Origin of the sequence: Faecalibacterium sp. BCRC 81149, from assembly GCF_022750605.1 — a bacterium.
In the GTDB taxonomy this organism is placed as follows: Bacteria; Bacillota; Clostridia; order Oscillospirales; family Ruminococcaceae; genus Faecalibacterium; species Faecalibacterium duncaniae.
In genome coordinates this window covers 82,375-98,147 of the sequence record NZ_QXJA01000001.1, presented here as the reverse complement: position 1 = coordinate 98,147, position 15,773 = coordinate 82,375, and the positions used below count along the sequence as shown (strand labels likewise).

The 15,773-nt window shown below is 59.4% G+C and carries 14 protein-coding genes; all 14 read right to left on the bottom strand.

All coding sequences use genetic code 11. The features are described 5' to 3' along the window. Positions 1-38: 38 nt before the first annotated feature. Positions 39-524, bottom strand: a complete 486-nt coding sequence (locus tag D3F01_RS00460; protein WP_242885479.1) for a peptidase — start codon at positions 522-524, stop codon at positions 39-41. Then, entirely contained in the window at positions 521-1,084 is a 564-nt protein-coding gene (locus tag D3F01_RS00455) for a M23 family metallopeptidase (RefSeq protein WP_035394458.1), read from the bottom strand. The genes D3F01_RS00460 and D3F01_RS00455 overlap by 4 nt, the downstream gene beginning before the upstream one ends. A gap of 97 nt (positions 1,085-1,181) precedes the next feature. Then, positions 1,182-3,503: a polyphosphate kinase 1 gene (ppk1, locus tag D3F01_RS00450; RefSeq protein ID WP_242885476.1), complete on the bottom strand. Its 2,322-nt coding sequence runs from the start codon at positions 3,501-3,503 to the stop codon at positions 1,182-1,184. Positions 3,504-3,551: 48 nt separating this feature from the next. Beyond that, the gene (locus D3F01_RS00445; protein WP_242885474.1) at positions 3,552-3,902 is read right to left on the bottom strand and encodes a helix-hairpin-helix domain-containing protein; all 351 of its coding nucleotides are present in this window, start codon (positions 3,900-3,902) and stop codon (positions 3,552-3,554) included. Between the two features lie 71 nt (positions 3,903-3,973). Further along, positions 3,974-4,810: an HAD hydrolase family protein gene (locus tag D3F01_RS00440; protein ID WP_242885471.1), complete on the bottom strand. Its 837-nt coding sequence runs from the start codon at positions 4,808-4,810 to the stop codon at positions 3,974-3,976. After that, positions 4,807-5,751, bottom strand: a complete 945-nt coding sequence (locus D3F01_RS00435; protein WP_242885468.1) for an RluA family pseudouridine synthase — start codon at positions 5,749-5,751, stop codon at positions 4,807-4,809. Before D3F01_RS00435 ends, D3F01_RS00440 begins: the two co-directional genes overlap by 4 nt. Before the next feature lie 3 nt (positions 5,752-5,754). Beyond that, positions 5,755-6,240, bottom strand: a complete 486-nt coding sequence (gene lspA, locus D3F01_RS00430) for a signal peptidase II (RefSeq protein ID WP_097771174.1) — start codon at positions 6,238-6,240, stop codon at positions 5,755-5,757. A 101-nt stretch (positions 6,241-6,341) separates the two neighbouring features. Beyond that, entirely contained in the window at positions 6,342-9,134 is a 2,793-nt protein-coding gene (gene ileS / locus D3F01_RS00425) for an isoleucine--tRNA ligase (protein ID WP_278251972.1), read from the bottom strand. A 39-nt stretch (positions 9,135-9,173) separates the two neighbouring features. Beyond that, positions 9,174-9,971, bottom strand: a complete 798-nt coding sequence (locus D3F01_RS00420) for a DivIVA domain-containing protein (protein ID WP_242885466.1) — start codon at positions 9,969-9,971, stop codon at positions 9,174-9,176. A gap of 21 nt (positions 9,972-9,992) precedes the next feature. Next, positions 9,993-10,814, bottom strand: coding sequence for a S4 domain-containing protein (locus D3F01_RS00415; protein WP_154276089.1), 822 nt, complete (start codon positions 10,812-10,814; stop codon positions 9,993-9,995). Beyond that, positions 10,798-11,262, bottom strand: a complete 465-nt coding sequence (locus D3F01_RS00410) for a cell division protein SepF (RefSeq protein ID WP_035394461.1) — start codon at positions 11,260-11,262, stop codon at positions 10,798-10,800. The genes D3F01_RS00415 and D3F01_RS00410 overlap by 17 nt, the downstream gene beginning before the upstream one ends. A 107-nt stretch (positions 11,263-11,369) precedes the next feature. Continuing rightward, positions 11,370-12,677 carry an HlyD family efflux transporter periplasmic adaptor subunit gene (locus tag D3F01_RS00405; RefSeq protein WP_242885464.1) on the bottom strand — a complete coding sequence of 436 codons (1,308 nt, stop codon included), beginning with the start codon at positions 12,675-12,677 and terminating at the stop codon, positions 11,370-11,372. Positions 12,678-12,682: 5 nt separating this feature from the next. Next, positions 12,683-13,603, bottom strand: coding sequence for a tRNA (adenosine(37)-N6)-dimethylallyltransferase MiaA (miaA, locus tag D3F01_RS00400; RefSeq protein ID WP_242885877.1), 921 nt, complete (start codon positions 13,601-13,603; stop codon positions 12,683-12,685). A gap of 13 nt (positions 13,604-13,616) precedes the next feature. After that, positions 13,617-15,767 carry a DNA mismatch repair endonuclease MutL gene (mutL, locus tag D3F01_RS00395; RefSeq protein WP_242885463.1) on the bottom strand — a complete coding sequence of 717 codons (2,151 nt, stop codon included), beginning with the start codon at positions 15,765-15,767 and terminating at the stop codon, positions 13,617-13,619. Between the last annotated feature and the right edge of the window lie 6 nt (positions 15,768-15,773).

Genomic DNA, 15,773 nt, shown 5'->3' with positions numbered 1-15,773 from the left:
AGTTCCTCCATTGACAGAACAGTTTTACTTCATTCATTTTATTGTACCCGATTCTGCCGGGAAATGCAATCATTGTTTTGGAGCAGCGACCAGCCGCACGCCGCCAGCTGTGCCCCATCCAGCGGCGGGATGGGCAGGAGGTTGAAGGCCCCGGTCAGGAGGTTGGCCGCCAGAAAGGCACTGGCCCGGATGGTGGCCCGCTGTTCCAGCCGAAGCATCCAGAGCCCGGCCAGCACCAAATTCACCGCAGGGCCTGCCGCGGCAAGGAGAGCGGTCTGCCACAGGGTCATTTCCCTGCCCCGGGTGCGCATACAAAAGCCGGCAAGGGTGACTTCAATGACCGGAAACTGCCCAAACAGGGCAAGATATATCCCGATGTGCCCCCACTCATGCAGGAATGCTGCCAGCAGCCCCAGCCTCAGAAACCCGCTTGCATCGAAATAGAGCAGAACGTACAGCGCCCCGCAGAGCAGCAACGGGTCCCGGAACACAAGCGGCCCGTACCGGAACCGATGCCGCATCATGGCAGGCTCAGTGCGGCAGAAGGATCATACCGGATGCCGCCTGTCAGAAATTCAAAGTGCAGGTGTGCCCCGGTGGCACGGCCCGTCTGTCCGGCAGTGCCCAGCCGCTGGCCCGCTGCAACCACCTCCCCGGCCCGGACATAGAGATACTGCATGTGGGCATAGAGCGTTTCCTGCCCGTCCCCATGGGTCAGCCGGACATAGTTGCCGTAAGCGGCTCCACGCCGGGCGGCGGTCACCACGCCGTCCAGTGCCGCAAGGACCGGTGTGCCCTCCCCGCAGGCAAGGTCCACGCCCCGGTGGAAGGCTTTTTCCCCGGTAAAGGGATCCTTCCGCCAGCCATAAGGGTCAGAGACACGCCACGCCGCCGTTTCCAGCGGGAAGCAGAGGATCTGCCCCGGCTTTGCCTGTTTCAGGCTGGCTCCCGCCGGGACATTTTTGCCCGCACAGACCGGGAGCACCCTGCCCGCCAGCAGAATGATCAGCAGCACCGTCAGAGCCAGCACCGCCGCCCGTTGATATCGCTTGTGTTTCCCTGCTCGTCCATGTTTTGCCTGCATCTTTTCGCCCTCCGTTCTGGAAAGTGTATGCAGAAGGAAGATCACTGAGAACCAAAACACCCCCTGGGAGATTTCCCAGAGGGTGCTCTTTCCGTATTTACCGGCGGAGCCAGTCATGGAGCCGCTGGAAGAGGCTGGGGTGGCCGTGCCGTTCCGCGCGATCAACATCGTGCGGAGCGGGTGCGCTCTGCACAGCCGGAGCAGGTGCTGCTTTCACCGTGGCAGGCTGTTTTGTTGGTTCTGCGGGCTGCTCCGCCACCTGAACCGGCTCCGGTCTCGTTTCGGGCTCAGACAGCCGTTCCGGTGCCTTTATTTCAGGCTGCTCCGGTTCTGCCGCAGAAGCGGTATCCCGGGCGAGCCAGTCATCCCGGAGCAGATCGTACATGTCCATCTGGCCGTTGACAAGGGGCTCACCGGGGGCCGCTTTCACCTTCTGATAGCTGCCGTCTGCCCGCATCTCCCGGGCATTGACGTTATCCCGCAGCTGCAGCTGCAGGATATCGCTCAGCTTCTGGATGAGGACAGGGTCCTCCACCCGGACACCCACCTCCACACGGCACTCGGTGTTGCGGGTGAGGAAATCGCCGGAGGCGATATAGATGCGGGTGGTCACGCCATCGTAGAAGCTGTAGATGCGGCCATGCTCAAGGTAGCGGCCCACCAGACTGCGGATATGCAGGTTCTCGGTCTTACCTGGCACCTCGGCGCGGACACAGCAGATGCCGCGCACGATCATATCGATGCGAACCCCCGCACAGCTGGCTTCTTCGAGCTTCAGGATGATATCCCGATCCGAGATGGAGTTGTTTTTCAGGATCATGGATGCCGGGCGGCCCAGCTTGGCTGCATTGATGACCCGGTCCATCTCGTCCAGCAGCACGCTCTTGAAGCGCAGAGGAGCCACCAGCATCTTCTCGGTGGTCTCCGTCAGTTTCTGCACGGCAAGGTTCTGGAACACGTTGGAGGCTTCCTCACCGATGCCCAGATCTGCCGTGATGAACGAATAATCGGTATAGAGCTCACTGGTCTTTTCGTTGTAGTTGCCGGTGCCGATCTGGGTGATGTAGCTGTAGCCCTGCGGGCTCTTCTTGGTGATGAGGGTCAGCTTGGAGTGCACCTTGTAATCATCAAAGCCATAGAGAATGGTACAGCCAGCCTCTTCCAGCTGCTTGGACCAGTCGATGTTGTTCTGCTCGTCAAAGCGGGCACGCAGCTCTACCAGAGCCACCACTTCCTTGCCGTTTTCGGCGGCTTCGATCAGGGCCTGCACGATCTGGGATTCCCGCGCCATCCGGTAAAGGGTCATCTTAATGGAGATAACCTCCGGATCCCGCGCAGCCTTTTTCAGCATCGCGATGAAGGGGCGGATGGACTGATACGGATAACTGAGCAGGACATCGTGCTTTTCCACCTCGGCGGCAAGGTCATAATCCTGGGGCGGCAGCATGGGCCGGGCCGAGGGATAGAACAGCTCCGGGTTGCCCTCGGCCTCCATTTTACCGGTGAGCTTGTAGAAGAAGCTCAGATCCAGCGGGCTCTTCTGGGCGAACACCCGCTTATGGCTCAGTTCTAATTTATCGCAGAGGAGACGCAGGATCTCCTGCGGGGCCGTGGGAGTTACCTGCAGGCGGACAGCGGCCAGCTTGCGGCGGCGCTTGAGCAGGTCGGCCATGATCTCGCGGTAATCGATATCATGGTCCATCATGCCCTCTTTTACATCAATGTCAGCGTTGCGGGTAACGCGGAACAGGCACTTTTCCTGCACAGCATCCTTGCCGAAGATGAGAGACGCATAATGCAGCACCAGTTCCTCCGTCAGGGCAAACTCGGTCTTGCCCTCCCGGCGCACCAGGATCAGCCGCTCCATCTGGCTGGAAATGGGGATCATGCCAAGGCTCTGGCCCTCCTTTTCCTTGAGCAGAGCGCCCAGGTAGATCTCCTTATTGCGCAGGAATGGGAACGGGTGGCGGTTGTCCACGATCTGCGGGCTGAGGATGGGGAACAGCTCGTTCTGGAAGTACTTTTTCCAGAAGCGCTCCTGTTCCTTATCCATCCCATCGAAGTTTACCTTTTTATAGCCGCAGGCATCCAGATTTTCCAGCGCTTTCTCGTAGTATTTATCGCAATCCTCCTGCAAATGGGCAACCTTGGGCATGATGGCGTTCAGCTGTTCCTCGGCCGTCATATTGGTCTTGTTCTCACGCTTGTCCTTATCTTTCTGACTGCGTGCAAGGTTTGCGCGCTCCTGCAGGGAGCCCACACGCACCATGAAAAATTCATCCAGATTGGAGCCATAAATGGCAAGGAATTTCACCTGCTCCGCCAGCGGGACATTCTTATCCTTGCCCAGCACCAGCACACGGCGGTTAAAGTCCAGCCAGCTGAGTTCACGGTTGATGAAGATCGTATCCTCTTTCATAGTAGTTTACTCCCTTTTTCCCTGACATGCGGCTTTCGCCGCAGCGCTTCAGCTCACATAAACAAGTCCATCCCACTCAGCCACCACCGCTTCCGTCAGGCCAGGCACAGCAGCGGCCTCTTCCACCGCGGCAAAGCGCCCGTACTGCTCCCGGTATTCAATGATGGCCCGGGCGCGCTGCTCCCCCACTCTCGGCAGGGTGCAGAGAGCATCTAACCCGGCGGTGTTCAGATCGACCCGCGCCAGCTGGATGAGCGGTGTTTCACTCCCGGCTGCACGGTCCGGTTCTGCCTGCCGCGGAACGGCAAATCCAAACGCCAGCGCAACGCACACCGCGCAGACAAGGGCCGCTGTCCACAGAAATCTCTGTTCTGTTTTTGTGAGACTGGCTTTCTTCATCCCATTGTACCCGACTTTCTCTGAAAAAGAAAGCCCTCTGCGGAGAATTTGCAGAGAGCTTTACAATGATTTTACGCAGAAGTTTCCGCACGGCGCACCATGCCATACAAAAGCTCTGCCGCTGCACCGGCATCGTGGTCGGTCAGGGTCATCCGGTTGGCGGCAAGGCGCAGTTCAGGCGCGGCATCCGCAGGCACAACGCTCTCCCCCGCCAGATGGACAAGGTCGAGCATCTGGGTGCAGCCGGCCAGCACCGTCAGCTGCTCGGCAGCATAGCCGGAGGGAGGGCAGACGGCGTTGAGCATGGTACTGCCTGAGACAAGGCCCGGGGTAAGCACCAGCGTATCCGGTGCAAGGCGCTCCGCATGCAGGAAGGCTGCCGCGTCCCCCAGTGCCTTTTGCAGTGTGGGCAGAATGGGCATCTGCTTTTTGTCCTGATAAAACAGGATGCGCAGAACGTCCTCGCCCTTGACATCAGCGGCGTTGCTCAGCACAAAGGGAGTCCACTCCTGCTTGAGGTGGAACACCAGCCCTTCGCTCATCCGCACAGCACGGGTGGAGCCATCGCGCATCTGCAGGGCAATGCCCACACCGGACAGGGAGGGCAGTATCTTCAGGACAGACTCCTCCATCCCCTCAAAGCTGCACAGCGCGGTGCCGGAGCCCTCCGAAAAGTTGTAGGCCAGTGTGCCGCCGCAGACCAGTGCGGGCGCACTGAGCCGCACCCCGCCCAGCAGAGAGCGGACTGCCCGGGGCGAGCGCTGAGAGAAAACGGTCAGCCTGCCGCCCCTGCTGGAAAAAAGCTGCAGCACATCCCGCTGGAGCTGAGGCAGATTGCCTGCAGCATCCAGCAGCAGGTTGTCCAGATCACAGAGGACTAGGGTCTGGTCAATGGTCGTCTCTTTCATAGGGTATTTCCTCCTGTGCGCTGACGGAGCGTGGTCAAGAAGCGGGTGAAGTAATCCGGCAGCTCAGAATCGAACCGCAGGTGTTCCCCCGTGATGGGATGAACAAAACCCAGCGTTTTTGCATGCAGGCACTGCCCATGCAGGCTGGTGATGCAGTTGTGGGGGCCGTACACCGGGTCGCCCGCCACCGGGTGGTGGATGGAAGCCATGTGAACGCGGATCTGGTGGGTACGGCCCGTTTTCAGGCGGCACTCCAGCATCGTGAACTCGCCCAGCCGTTCCAGCACCTTGTAGCCGGTATAGGCGTACTTTGTGTGGAGCTCACTGGCCGGATAGACCGCCATCTTCTTGCGGTCGGTCTTGCTGCGGCCCAGGTTGCTCTCCACAAAACCCTCATCCTGGGCAAAGCCGCCATAGACGATGGTATTGTAGGCCCGCTCCACGCTGTGCACCGCCATCTGCTGGGAAAGGCCGATGTGGGTTGCATCATCCTTTGCCACCACCAGCAGGCCGCTGGTGTCCTTATCGATGCGGTGGACGATGCCGGGCCGGATCTCGCCGCCAATGCCGGAAAGGCTGCCCTTGCAGTGCCAGAGCAGGGCGTTGACCAGAGTGCCGTCCGGGTTGCCGGGAGCCGGGTGGACGACCATCCCTTTGGGCTTGTTGACCACCAGAAGGTGCGCATCCTCATAGACGATGTCCAGCGGGATCTCCTGCGGTACAGCCTCAATGGGCTTTGCGTCGGGGATCTCCAGCAGGATGATATCCCCTGCCTTGAGCTTCAGGCTTTTGGCCGGGGCCCTGCCGTTGCAGAGCACATGGCCCTCAGCCACTAGGCCCTGCAGGGCACTGCGGGAAAGGCCGGTGTCCTCACCGCTCAGAAAGCGGTCAATGCGCTGGCCTGCGCCCTCGGCTTCCACGATATATTCACGCTGCTCCATGGCTTACTGCTCCTTCGGGCCCTTTTTCGTATCCTCGTGCAGCTCCTCCAGGAAAATGACCAGCACCCAGAGTGCCACACCAACGCAGACACAGATATCTGCAAAATTGAACACTGCGAACCGCATGAACAGCAGGTTGATGTAATCCACCACCTCGCCGTTCAGCACACGGTCGATCAGGTTGCCGATGCCGCCGCCCAGCACCAGGATAAGTGCGGCCTGCTGCAGACGGTTGTTCCGGCTGCGGAAAAACAGCCAATAAGCAACCAACAGCAGCGCTGCGCTGGTTGCAACGATCAAAAACAGCTGCTTGCCGCTGAGCAGGCTGAATGCCATGCCCTGGTTGAGCACGAACCGCAGCTCCACCACATGGGGGATCAGCGGCATTGCGCCCACCGGCTGCAAAGCGCTGACAGCCCAGAACTTGATGGCCTGATCGAGGCCGACCAGCGCCGCAACGCACAGCAGATTGAAGATCACAAATGCCATAAAAATACTCCCAACTGCGGCATGCTGCCGCCTGTGTTCTGATACCAAAAAGCGGCGCTCCCTGCTCGAAAGGAGCGCCGCAGCGTTTATTTCAGGAAGGCTTATGCTTCCACCACGCTTGCGCAGCGTGCGCAGAGGGTGGGATGTGCGGCATGAGTGCCGATGTCTGCAGAATACTTCCAGCAGCGCTCGCACTTCTCGCCGGTGGCATGTGCAGCAGCAACGCCCAGACCCTCAACAGCGGAGGCGGAACCACCCTCGCCCTTGACCAGTTCCACATGGGAGACGATCATCAGGTCAGCCAGCTCGTCCATGGGAATGCTGTTCAGCAGGTCATAGACGGCATCATTGCAGTACAGGGTAACGGAAGCTTCCAAAGAAGCACCGATGGTCTTTTCTGCACGGGCCTGCTCCAGCACCTTCTTGACCTCGTCACGGACAGCAATGAGCTGTGCCCACTTGGCCTTGAAGGCATCGTCTGCAGCGTACTGGCCTGCCTTGGGCATTGCCTCGAACACAACGTACTTGTTCATGCCTTCAGTCTTGGGCAGGAAGTCCCAGATCTCCTGGCTGGTGAAGCAGAGGATGGGGGCAATGATCTTGTCCAGAGCGACCAGGATCTTGTACATGGTGGTCTGGGCAGCCTTGCGGCCCACACCGTTGGTGCAGTACAGGCGGTCCTTGGTCACATCCAGGTAGAAGTTGGACATGGCAACAACGCAGAAGTTGTAGACGGCGTGATAGACCTTGTTGAAGTCATACACATCGTAACCTGCCTTGGCATTCACGATCAGGTCATCCAGAGCAGCCAGTGCCCAGCGGTCGATCTCCTGCAGCTGGTCATCTGCCACACAATCGGTGTTGGGGTCAAAGCCGTCCAGATTGCCCAGAATGAAGCGGGCGGTGTTGCGGATCTTGCGGTAAGCCTCGCTCAGCTGCTTGAAGATATTCTTACCGGCGCGCACATCCACAGTGTAGTCGGAAGAAGCGACCCACAGGCGGATGATATCCGCACCGTAGTCCTTGATGATCTCGCTGGGCTCCACGCCGTTGCCGGCGCTCTTGTGCATCTGCTTGCCCTGCTCGTCCACGACCCAGCCGTGGCACAGAACAGACTTGTAAGGTGCGCAGCCCTTAGCAGCCACGCTGGTCAGCAGGCTGGACTGGAACCAGCCGCGGAACTGGTCGCCGCCCTCCATATACATGTCGGCCGGGAAGCTCAGCTCCGGGCGCTCCTCCAGAACGGCAGCGTGGGTGGAACCGGAATCAAACCAGACATCCATGATGTCGGTATCCTTGGTCCACTCGGAAGCGCCGCACTTCTCGCAGACTTCACCTGCGGGGATGATCTGCTCTGCCTCGTACTTATACCAGGCATCGGAGCCCTCCTTGCGGAACAGCTCGCTGACAGCCTTGATGGTGGCATCGGTGATGTGGTAAGCGCCGCACTTCTTGCAGTAGAAAGCCGGGATGGGCACGCCCCAGGTACGCTGACGGCTGATGCACCAGTCGTTGCGGTCACGGACCATGCCCTTCATGCGGTCGTGGCCCCAGTCAGGCATCCACTTCACGGTGTCGATGGCCTTGTAGACATCGTCACGGAACTTGGCAACAGAGCAGAACCACTGCTCGGTGGCACGGAAGATGATGGGGTTGTGGCAGCGCCAGCAGTGGGGGTACTGATGCTTGATGTGCACCTGACCCATGATGGCACCGGCTTCGGTCAGGTCGGCCAGAATGGTCTTGTTGGCAGCCCAGACACGCTGACCTGCGTACTTACCGGCCAGCTCCGTCAGGCAGCCGCCATCGTCCACAGGAACAGTGATGGGCACGTTGTACTTCTGAGAAACATTGAAGTCATCCACGCCGTGGCCGCCTGCGGTGTGGACGCAGCCGGAACCGCTTTCCAGCGTGACATGGTCACCCAGGATGACAATGCCCTCCTTTGGCAGGTAGACGTGATGATAGCGCATCAGCTCGAACTCAGCGCCGGAAACAGGCTCGCCCACGATCTCGTAGTTCTCAATATGGCAGGCATCCATCACGCTCTTGACCAGCTCGGTGGCCATGATATGGTACTCCTCGCCGATCTTGACAAAGGAATACTCAAAGGCACCGTTCAGGCAGATGGCCTCGTTGGCGGGCAGGGTCCAGGTGGTGGTGGTCCAGATCACGAAGTAGGTCTTATCCATCGGGATGCCGTGCTTTGCCAGCACACCGTTGGGGTCCTGAGATACATGGAAGCGGACGAAGATGGAATCGCAGTCGTCCTCGCCGTACTCGATCTCTGCCTCAGCCAGAGCGGTGCGGCAGTCGGGGCACCAGTACACAGGCTTCAGGCCCTTGTAGATGTAGCCCTTCTTGGCCATCTCGCCAAAGATCTCGATCTGGCGGGCCTCGAACTCAGGCTTCAGGGTCAGGTAGGGGTGCTCAAAGTCACCGATAACGCCCAGACGCTTGAACTGGTCGCTCATAATGTCGATATGCTCGGTGGCGAACTTTTCGCAGATCTGGCGCAGCTCCAGCTTGGAGATGTCCTTCTTCTTCTCGCCCAGAGAGGACAGAGCCTTCAGCTCAATGGGCAGGCCGTGGGTATCAAAGCCGGGCACATAGGGAGCCTGGAAGCCCTCCATGTTCTTGTCGCGGATGATGATATCCTTGATGATCTTGTTCAGGGCGGTGCCCATGTGGATGTTGCCGTTTGCATACGGAGGGCCGTCGTGCAGGACAAACTTGGGCTTGCCGTCGTTGTGCTTGATCAGGTTGTTGTACAGGTCGTTCTTCTCCCAATCCTCCAGCATGGCGGGCTCCTTCTTGGGCAGACCGGCACGCATCTCAAACAGAGTCTTGGGCAGATTCAGGGTACTATCGTACTGGGACTTATTCTTAGCCAATGGTTACACACTCCTCTAATTTACTAAAACGCTTTGGGATCACTCGCTGAACTTCACGCCCTTAAAAGCGGCGTAGTCCGGCGCTGCAGTCTCATCCTCGGCAGCAGGGGCCGGGGGCGGGTCGAGCTTGAGCTGGCTCTCGTCCTGTGCCCAGAACTCCTCGCTGGTCTTTTCATCCGCAGGGGTCTCGTCCTCAGCATCCACATCCGCTGCAGCAGGCTGTGCCTCTGCGATCTCCTCGGTCACAGCGGCGGCAGTGGTATCGGCGGCTGCCGCCTCGTCCTCGGCAGGAGCATCCTCAGCGGGCTCCTCCTTCTGGAACTCAGGCAGGCGGCTCAGAGACTCAACATGGCTGCGGTACAGGTTCAGCACATCGGACTTGAAGCGGGTCACTTCCAGCCGGACGCGGTCATACTCGCGCTCCTGGGCAAGCTTTTTCTCGTTTGCCTCGTTGATGATCTCATCCGCGCGGTCACTGGCTTTTTGCAGCAGCTCGTTGGCATCACGGATAATATCATCACCGCGCAGATTTGCGCGATGCAGGATCTCTTCCGACTTCTGGTTTGCTTCCCGGATAACATTCTCACCCATTCGCTGGGCATTGATCAGCGCACTCTTGAGCATATCGCCGTCAGCCTCGTAGCTCTCCATTTCCTTGTGCAGACGCTGATTCTCGGCGGTCAGCTCAGCGATCTGGCGGCGCAGTTCCTCAGCCTGATCTTCATCCTGCTTCAGCTGCTCCTCTACTTTATCCAGGAAACGGTCCACCTCTTCGGTCCGGTAGCCGCGGATGTTCTTTTCAAACTGTGCAGCACGCACATCCTGCGGGGTCAGCATAGTGGTTTCCTCCCTTTTCATTCAATATTGAAAAAACTCGATGATCGATCGGTCTTTTTTGCTTTTTCCGGGCAGGGCCGTCAGGCCAAAGCGCCCCTTGCCGCGCACCGTGAATACATCACCCTCATACACCGGGGCGTGGGCACTTTCGGCAGGCAGGTGGTTGATCTCCACCCGGCCCGCCGCGATCCACTCACACGCCTGCCCACGGCTGCAATGGAGCATGGCCGCAAGCACAGCGTCCAGCCGCAAAGAGGACACGGTGGCTGTCTGCGTTTTGCGCTCTGCCTGCGGGAATTCGGGAACCTCATCCAGCGAAAGCAGCGTGGTGGTGACCTCTGTCCGGCCCACCTGCAGCAGTTCTCGGCAGATGAGCTCCCCCGCCGTTTCCAGCGCAAAGACATAGGCAGTGCCCGGTGTATCGGCCGGGAGCACGATGTCTCCCAGCGCTTCCCGCCGCAGCTCCAGCCCCATCAGGCTGCCCAGATAATCCTTGTGGCCCGGCAGTGCCGCCCCAGAAAGGGTACGGCAGGTCAGCTTCACGCAGCACAGCGGGCTTGCAGGGTAGCAGCCCTCTGGCTCCAGGCAGAGCAGCTTCCGCTCTGCCCCGGGCCAGCCGCCTTCAAAGTGATGGTCGCTCTCCGGCACATCGGCACGGTTCAGCGCCGCGCGGGCCAGATCCTGTTCCCTGTCGCTCAAAAAGCCGGAGTAGCGGGCAATGCCGCGTCCCTCGGCCGCGCGGGCCAGATCTTCTACATGCCGCATCAGAAAGCGCTCTTCATCGGTGCGGGCGGGCACAAAGCCCCGCACTGCCCTGGGAGCAGGATCAATAGAACGCGCCATTGTTCTCCAGCTCGTCCAGCAGATCGCCCATAATGTCCACGTTGTACGGGGTAATGATGAAGGTGCTGTTGGCAACGCGCTTGATCTGGCCGTTGTTGGCATAAGCCACGCCGGACAGGAAATCCACCAGACGGCGGGAAACTTCCTTGTTGGTAGACTCCAGATTCAGCACGACCGTGCGCTTGTTGTTCAGGTGGTCTGCAATGGTGCTGGCATCCTCAAAGCGCTCGGGCTTTACCAGAACGACCTTGAGCTGGGTGGTGGCGTGGATGTTGACCACCTTGTTCTTCTTCTGGGCACCCTCCACCGGCTCTTCCTCTGCATCGTCCATGCCAACGCCGAGACCGCTGTTATTGTTCACCATCTGGGGGCCGTCGTCGATGTACTGATCGTCGTAATCGTCCTCCCCGCCGAAAAGGCCCTTTTTGAGACTATCCACGAAAGACATAGTATCTGCTCCTTTCATTCGGGCAGCCGCAGCTGCCTGGCGCCTTTTGCAAAAGAGATGCAAATAGCTTTTACTATTATCGGATTTTTTGCCGCAGATGTCAATAACTACAAAAGTTTTCCATCATACAAATTTTGTCCGGAGACAATAATCTCGTCATAAAGCCGAACCTGACTGACAGAACCAGCCGTTCCGCTGGGCAAAACGATGAGGTCATCACCGTCTGTGATCTGCGGATGGGCATCGTCCACAGGGTCGATGCGGCAGAAGCGGGCCAGGTTGCCGTACTTCACGTACACACCGGGGATGTAGTTCTCACCCTGGCTTTCTGCCTCGGAACCGTCCTCCTTGAGGTAGTGCACCGCAGCAGCAGGCACCCGCAGGCCGGTGTTGCGGCCCACGATGATCTGGGCATCGGCACAGTTCAGCCGGAGCACGTCGCCGTTGATGATCTCGCAGGAGAGGACGAAACGGGCAATGTCGTTTTCCGCATCGATGTTCACCTCGCTGACCTTTGCCTTGAGGGGCGTTTCCACCTGACCGGGAAAGCGGATCTCAACGCTCTTGGTCAAGGGCTTGCCGTCCCTGCCCAGCAGCTTTTCCGCCTGTTTGGCCGAGCACACCCCGGCATAGTACCAGGTAAAGCCAGAAACGATCTTTCCCGCGCAGCCGTCCAGCGCGATCTCCGGGGAGGATTCAACGTAGGCTTTCAGGTTGGCTGCATCCAGCGCAAGGATATCGGCAGAACCAGCGTTCAGCCGCCCGGAGCTGGAGCTGCGGATGAAATAGCCTGTCTGCGGGGCCGTGATCTGGGACGGATTGCCCAGCTGGGACTGCACCGTGGCGGCCTGCTGGGTCAGCGCGGTGATCTGGTCGGAGAAGCTGGCCACCTCGCCGGTGATGACCCAGAGCTTGTTCTGGGCCAGAATGTAATTTTCCTTCTCCGCATCGGTATCCTCGTAGTCCCCTGCATCCAGCGAATCCATCAGGTCGTACAGAGCAGCGGAACGGTTCTTGCGCAGGGATTCCAGCTGCACCGAAGTGGTGTTCTGGGAGCGCTGCAGCAGGTCGATCTGGTCATTGATCTGGGTCAGCTGCTGGCGCAGAGAAGCCTGCGCTGCATCGCTGTAGATCTCAGCCACCGCTGTGCCTGCCGAAACACGCTCGCCGTCTGCCACCAGATACCCCAGCGTGCCGCCGCCCGCAACGTAGCTTTCCTCAAACAGGAGCACGCCCTCGGCATCCACGGTGTCCTCCACCGTAGCCAGCAGGGCGGTCTCGTAGGTATTGGGCGGAAACAGCACCTGCATTGCCTGATAGCCCACATACAATGCCGCCAGCAGCAAAAACACGATGACGACAGCGGCCAGCGTTTTCAGTGCGCCGGAGATGCCCTCGCGGTTTTCTTCCTGCATATCGCTCATCCTTTCGCTAAAAATTCATTTGTGAGATGTGCGGCCTGTTCCCGGACATCCGGGGCAGAGGCATCCAGCCAGCAGATGCCCTCCATGTGGCGGAACCAGGTCAGCTGGCGCTTGGCATAGTTGCGGGATGCCTGTTTCAGCTTCTCCACACAGGGGGCAAGTGTACTTTCCCCCGCAAAGTATGGGAAGAATTCTTTGTATCCGATGGCCTGGGCCGCCGTTTTATAGGTGTCCCGGTGTTCCCACACACATTTTGCCTCGTTCAGCAGATCCTGCTCCATCATCTGATCCACCCGCAGGTCGATGCGGCGGTAGAGCTGGGCGCGCTCCGGGAAATCCAGCCCAAGGATGAGAGAACGGTAGGGCTTTTCGGGGGGGAGTGAGTCAGCTTTCTGCTCACTGAGCTTTTTGCCGGTGGCGCGGTAATGTTCCAGCGCCCGCAGCACCCGGACATGGTTGTTCGGATGGATGGCCGCCGCCGCTTCGGGGTCCACCGCCTGCAGCTCCGCATACATGGCCTCCGGACCCTTTTTATTCAGTTCCGCGGCCAGCTGTTCCCGCAAACCGTCCGGCGTTTTCTCAGCGGCAAAGCGGATACCATACAAAAAGCTCTGGACATAGAGCCCGGTGCCGCCCACGAGGATGGGCAGATGTCCTCTGCCGGAGATCTCACGTTCCAGCGCCCCGGCCAGCGCGGTGAAATCTGCCACGCTGAACGGTTCATCAGGCTGCAGGATATCCACCCCATGGTGCGGAATGCCGCGAGTCTCCTCGGGGGTCACCTTGGCGGTGCCCACATCAAGACCTTTGTAGATCTGCATCGAATCGGCGCTGATGATCTCACCGCCGAACTGCTCGGCCAGTGCAACACCCAACGCGGTCTTGCCGGAAGCTGTGGGGCCGACCACGGCCAGCACCGGGTGCTTTTTGTTACACGATCCGTCCAAACTGTTTTTCCAGCTCCTTCCGGGTCAATTTAAGGACACAAGGCCGACCATGGGGGCAGAAGGGCGGTACCTCGCCCGAGAGGATCTTTTCGGCCAGTGCCATCAGCTCCTGCGGGGAGGTCTTATCCCCCGCTTTAATGGCCGCGCGGCAGGAGATGGAATGGAGCACCCACTCGGTCTTTTCGCTCAGGGCATCGCGGCTGCCCTTGGAGAGCTTATCCGCCAGCTCCACCAGCAGATCCTCGGCACTGCCCTGTTCCACATCCGCGGGCACAGAGCGCAGAAACACGCTGTTGCCGCCAAAGTCATCGATCTCCAGTCCTGCGCTTTCCAGCAGCTCAAGGTTGGAGAGGAGCGCAGTCTTTTCCTCTGCCGACAGCTCCACCACCAGCGGCTCCAGCAGCAGCTGGGCCGGAACATCCCCATAGTTTGCCGCCAGCTTCTCGAAAAGCTGGCGCTCGTGGGCGGCATGCTTATCAATGATGCAGATCTCCTCCCCGCGCTCGGCAAGGATGTAGGTCTTGAAGATCTCACCCACATAGCGCAGAGGGGCAGGGCCTTCCTGCACGTCAAAGCCCAGCTGTTCCGGCGTGTCCTCGGCAGCAGAGGTCTGCTGCGGAGCTGGGGCGGCAGGCATTTCCTCCTTGGGGGCAGGATCCCATGCCGCCATGTGGTCCTGATGTTCGGGCAGATCTACGCCGTCCGGCTCAACATCCAATGCACCTTCTCCCAGCGCTGCGGCAAAGGCGGGTGCTTCAGGCTCACTCTCCGTGGGAGCTGATGCCGGGCTGTGCAGGGTGGCATCCTGCCGGATGGGCAGGCCCGATGCAACCGTTGTCCAGCTGTGCTCTGTCGGCTTTTCCTCGGCAGTGCCCGGCAAAGGCAGGATATCCGGGTGGCTTGCAGGTGCCGGACGGGACGGCGGTGCTGCTGCCGGTGCCGGAGTGAAGCTCCGGAAGCTCCGCTGGGGCTGAGGGGTATGCTCATGGAGCATTCCCGGCTCAGCCTGGCCCGGAATGATGGCAGAAAGTCCTGTAAAGTTGTTCTTCTTTACATCACTTTCTGTCGCGTTATCACTTATTTCAGATTTGTTGGATTTTTCATCTTTTTTATCCTCTTCAAAGGCAAAACGCCGCTCTCCAGTGCCCGGTTGGGCCAGTGCCAGCTTGACAGCATGATAAACGAGGTCAAAGATATCGTTTTCCCGGGCAAAGCGCACCTCAGTCTTGGCCGGGTGGACATTGACATCCACAAGGTCAGCGGGCATTTCCAGAAGCAAGATTCCTCCAGGGAACTTGCCCTGCATCGTGGTGCCTTTGAACGCTGTTTCCATGGCCGCCATCATGGTGCGGTTACGGACATAGCGCCCATTGATGTAGAAATACTGCATACTGCGGCTGGCGCGGCAGCTCCTGGGCTGGGTGATGAGGCCCCACACCCGGTAGACCCCCTCCTGATTGTCCAGTTCCATGAGGTCACGGCTGAATTCCCGGCCCAGCACCGCGTAGGCGGCACTACGCAGCTTGCCGTCACCGGGGGTGACATACTGCAGCTTGCCTTCCCGGATAAACTTGAAGCTGACCTCGGGGTGGCTCAGGGCCACATGGGCCACAATATCCGCCACAAAGGTACCCTCGCTGGAATCCTTTTTGAGGAACTTCATCCGGGCCGGGGTGTTGTAGAACAGATCCTGCACCCGGATGGTAGTGCCCACGCCGCGTGCACCGGGCTCCAGCGGATAATCCTCTCCGCCCTCGATGCGGTAGACGGAGGCGCACTCGTCGTTCTCAGTACGGGTCAGTACTTCTACCCGCGCCACGCTGGCAATGGAAGCCAGCGCTTCTCCACGGAAGCCCAGGGTGTGGATATGGTTCAGATCATCCTCCGTCCGGATCTTACTGGTGGCGTGGCGGATGAATGCCGTGGGGATATACTCTGCTTCAATGCCCGAGCCATTATCGCTGATCTCGATCAGCTTCACGCCGCCTGATTCAATGGTCACGGTGATCTGGCTTGCTCCGGCATCAATGGCGTTTTCCAGCAGCTCCTTCACCACGGAAGCAGGCCGCTCCACCACCTCACCGGCTGCAATGAGCTCTGCCGTGTGCTTGTCCAGAACATGGATGACTGCCATATTCGT

Bases quoted from the DNA above. Each gene is read 5' to 3' on its own strand.
- ppk1 (WP_242885476.1), bottom strand. From the start codon at position 3,503: ATGAAAGAGGATACGATCTTCATCAACCGTGAACTCAGCTGGCTGGAC.
- D3F01_RS00410 (WP_035394461.1), bottom strand. From the start codon at position 11,262: ATGTCTTTCGTGGATAGTCTCAAAAAGGGCCTTTTCGGCGGGGAGGAC.
- D3F01_RS00460 (WP_242885479.1), bottom strand. From the start codon at position 524: ATGATGCGGCATCGGTTCCGGTACGGGCCGCTTGTGTTCCGGGACCCG.
- D3F01_RS00440 (WP_242885471.1), bottom strand. From the start codon at position 4,810: ATGAAAGAGACGACCATTGACCAGACCCTAGTCCTCTGTGATCTGGAC.
- D3F01_RS00420 (WP_242885466.1), bottom strand. From the start codon at position 9,971: ATGCTGACCCCGCAGGATGTGCGTGCTGCACAGTTTGAAAAGAACATC.
- D3F01_RS00445 (WP_242885474.1), bottom strand. From the start codon at position 3,902: ATGAAGAAAGCCAGTCTCACAAAAACAGAACAGAGATTTCTGTGGACA.
- D3F01_RS00415 (WP_154276089.1), bottom strand. From the start codon at position 10,814: ATGGCGCGTTCTATTGATCCTGCTCCCAGGGCAGTGCGGGGCTTTGTG.
- mutL (WP_242885463.1), bottom strand. From the start codon at position 15,767: ATGGCAGTCATCCATGTTCTGGACAAGCACACGGCAGAGCTCATTGCA.
- D3F01_RS00405 (WP_242885464.1), bottom strand. From the start codon at position 12,677: ATGCAGGAAGAAAACCGCGAGGGCATCTCCGGCGCACTGAAAACGCTG.
- D3F01_RS00455 (WP_035394458.1), bottom strand. From the start codon at position 1,084: ATGCAGGCAAAACATGGACGAGCAGGGAAACACAAGCGATATCAACGG.
- lspA (WP_097771174.1), bottom strand. From the start codon at position 6,240: ATGGCATTTGTGATCTTCAATCTGCTGTGCGTTGCGGCGCTGGTCGGC.
- D3F01_RS00435 (WP_242885468.1), bottom strand. From the start codon at position 5,751: ATGGAGCAGCGTGAATATATCGTGGAAGCCGAGGGCGCAGGCCAGCGC.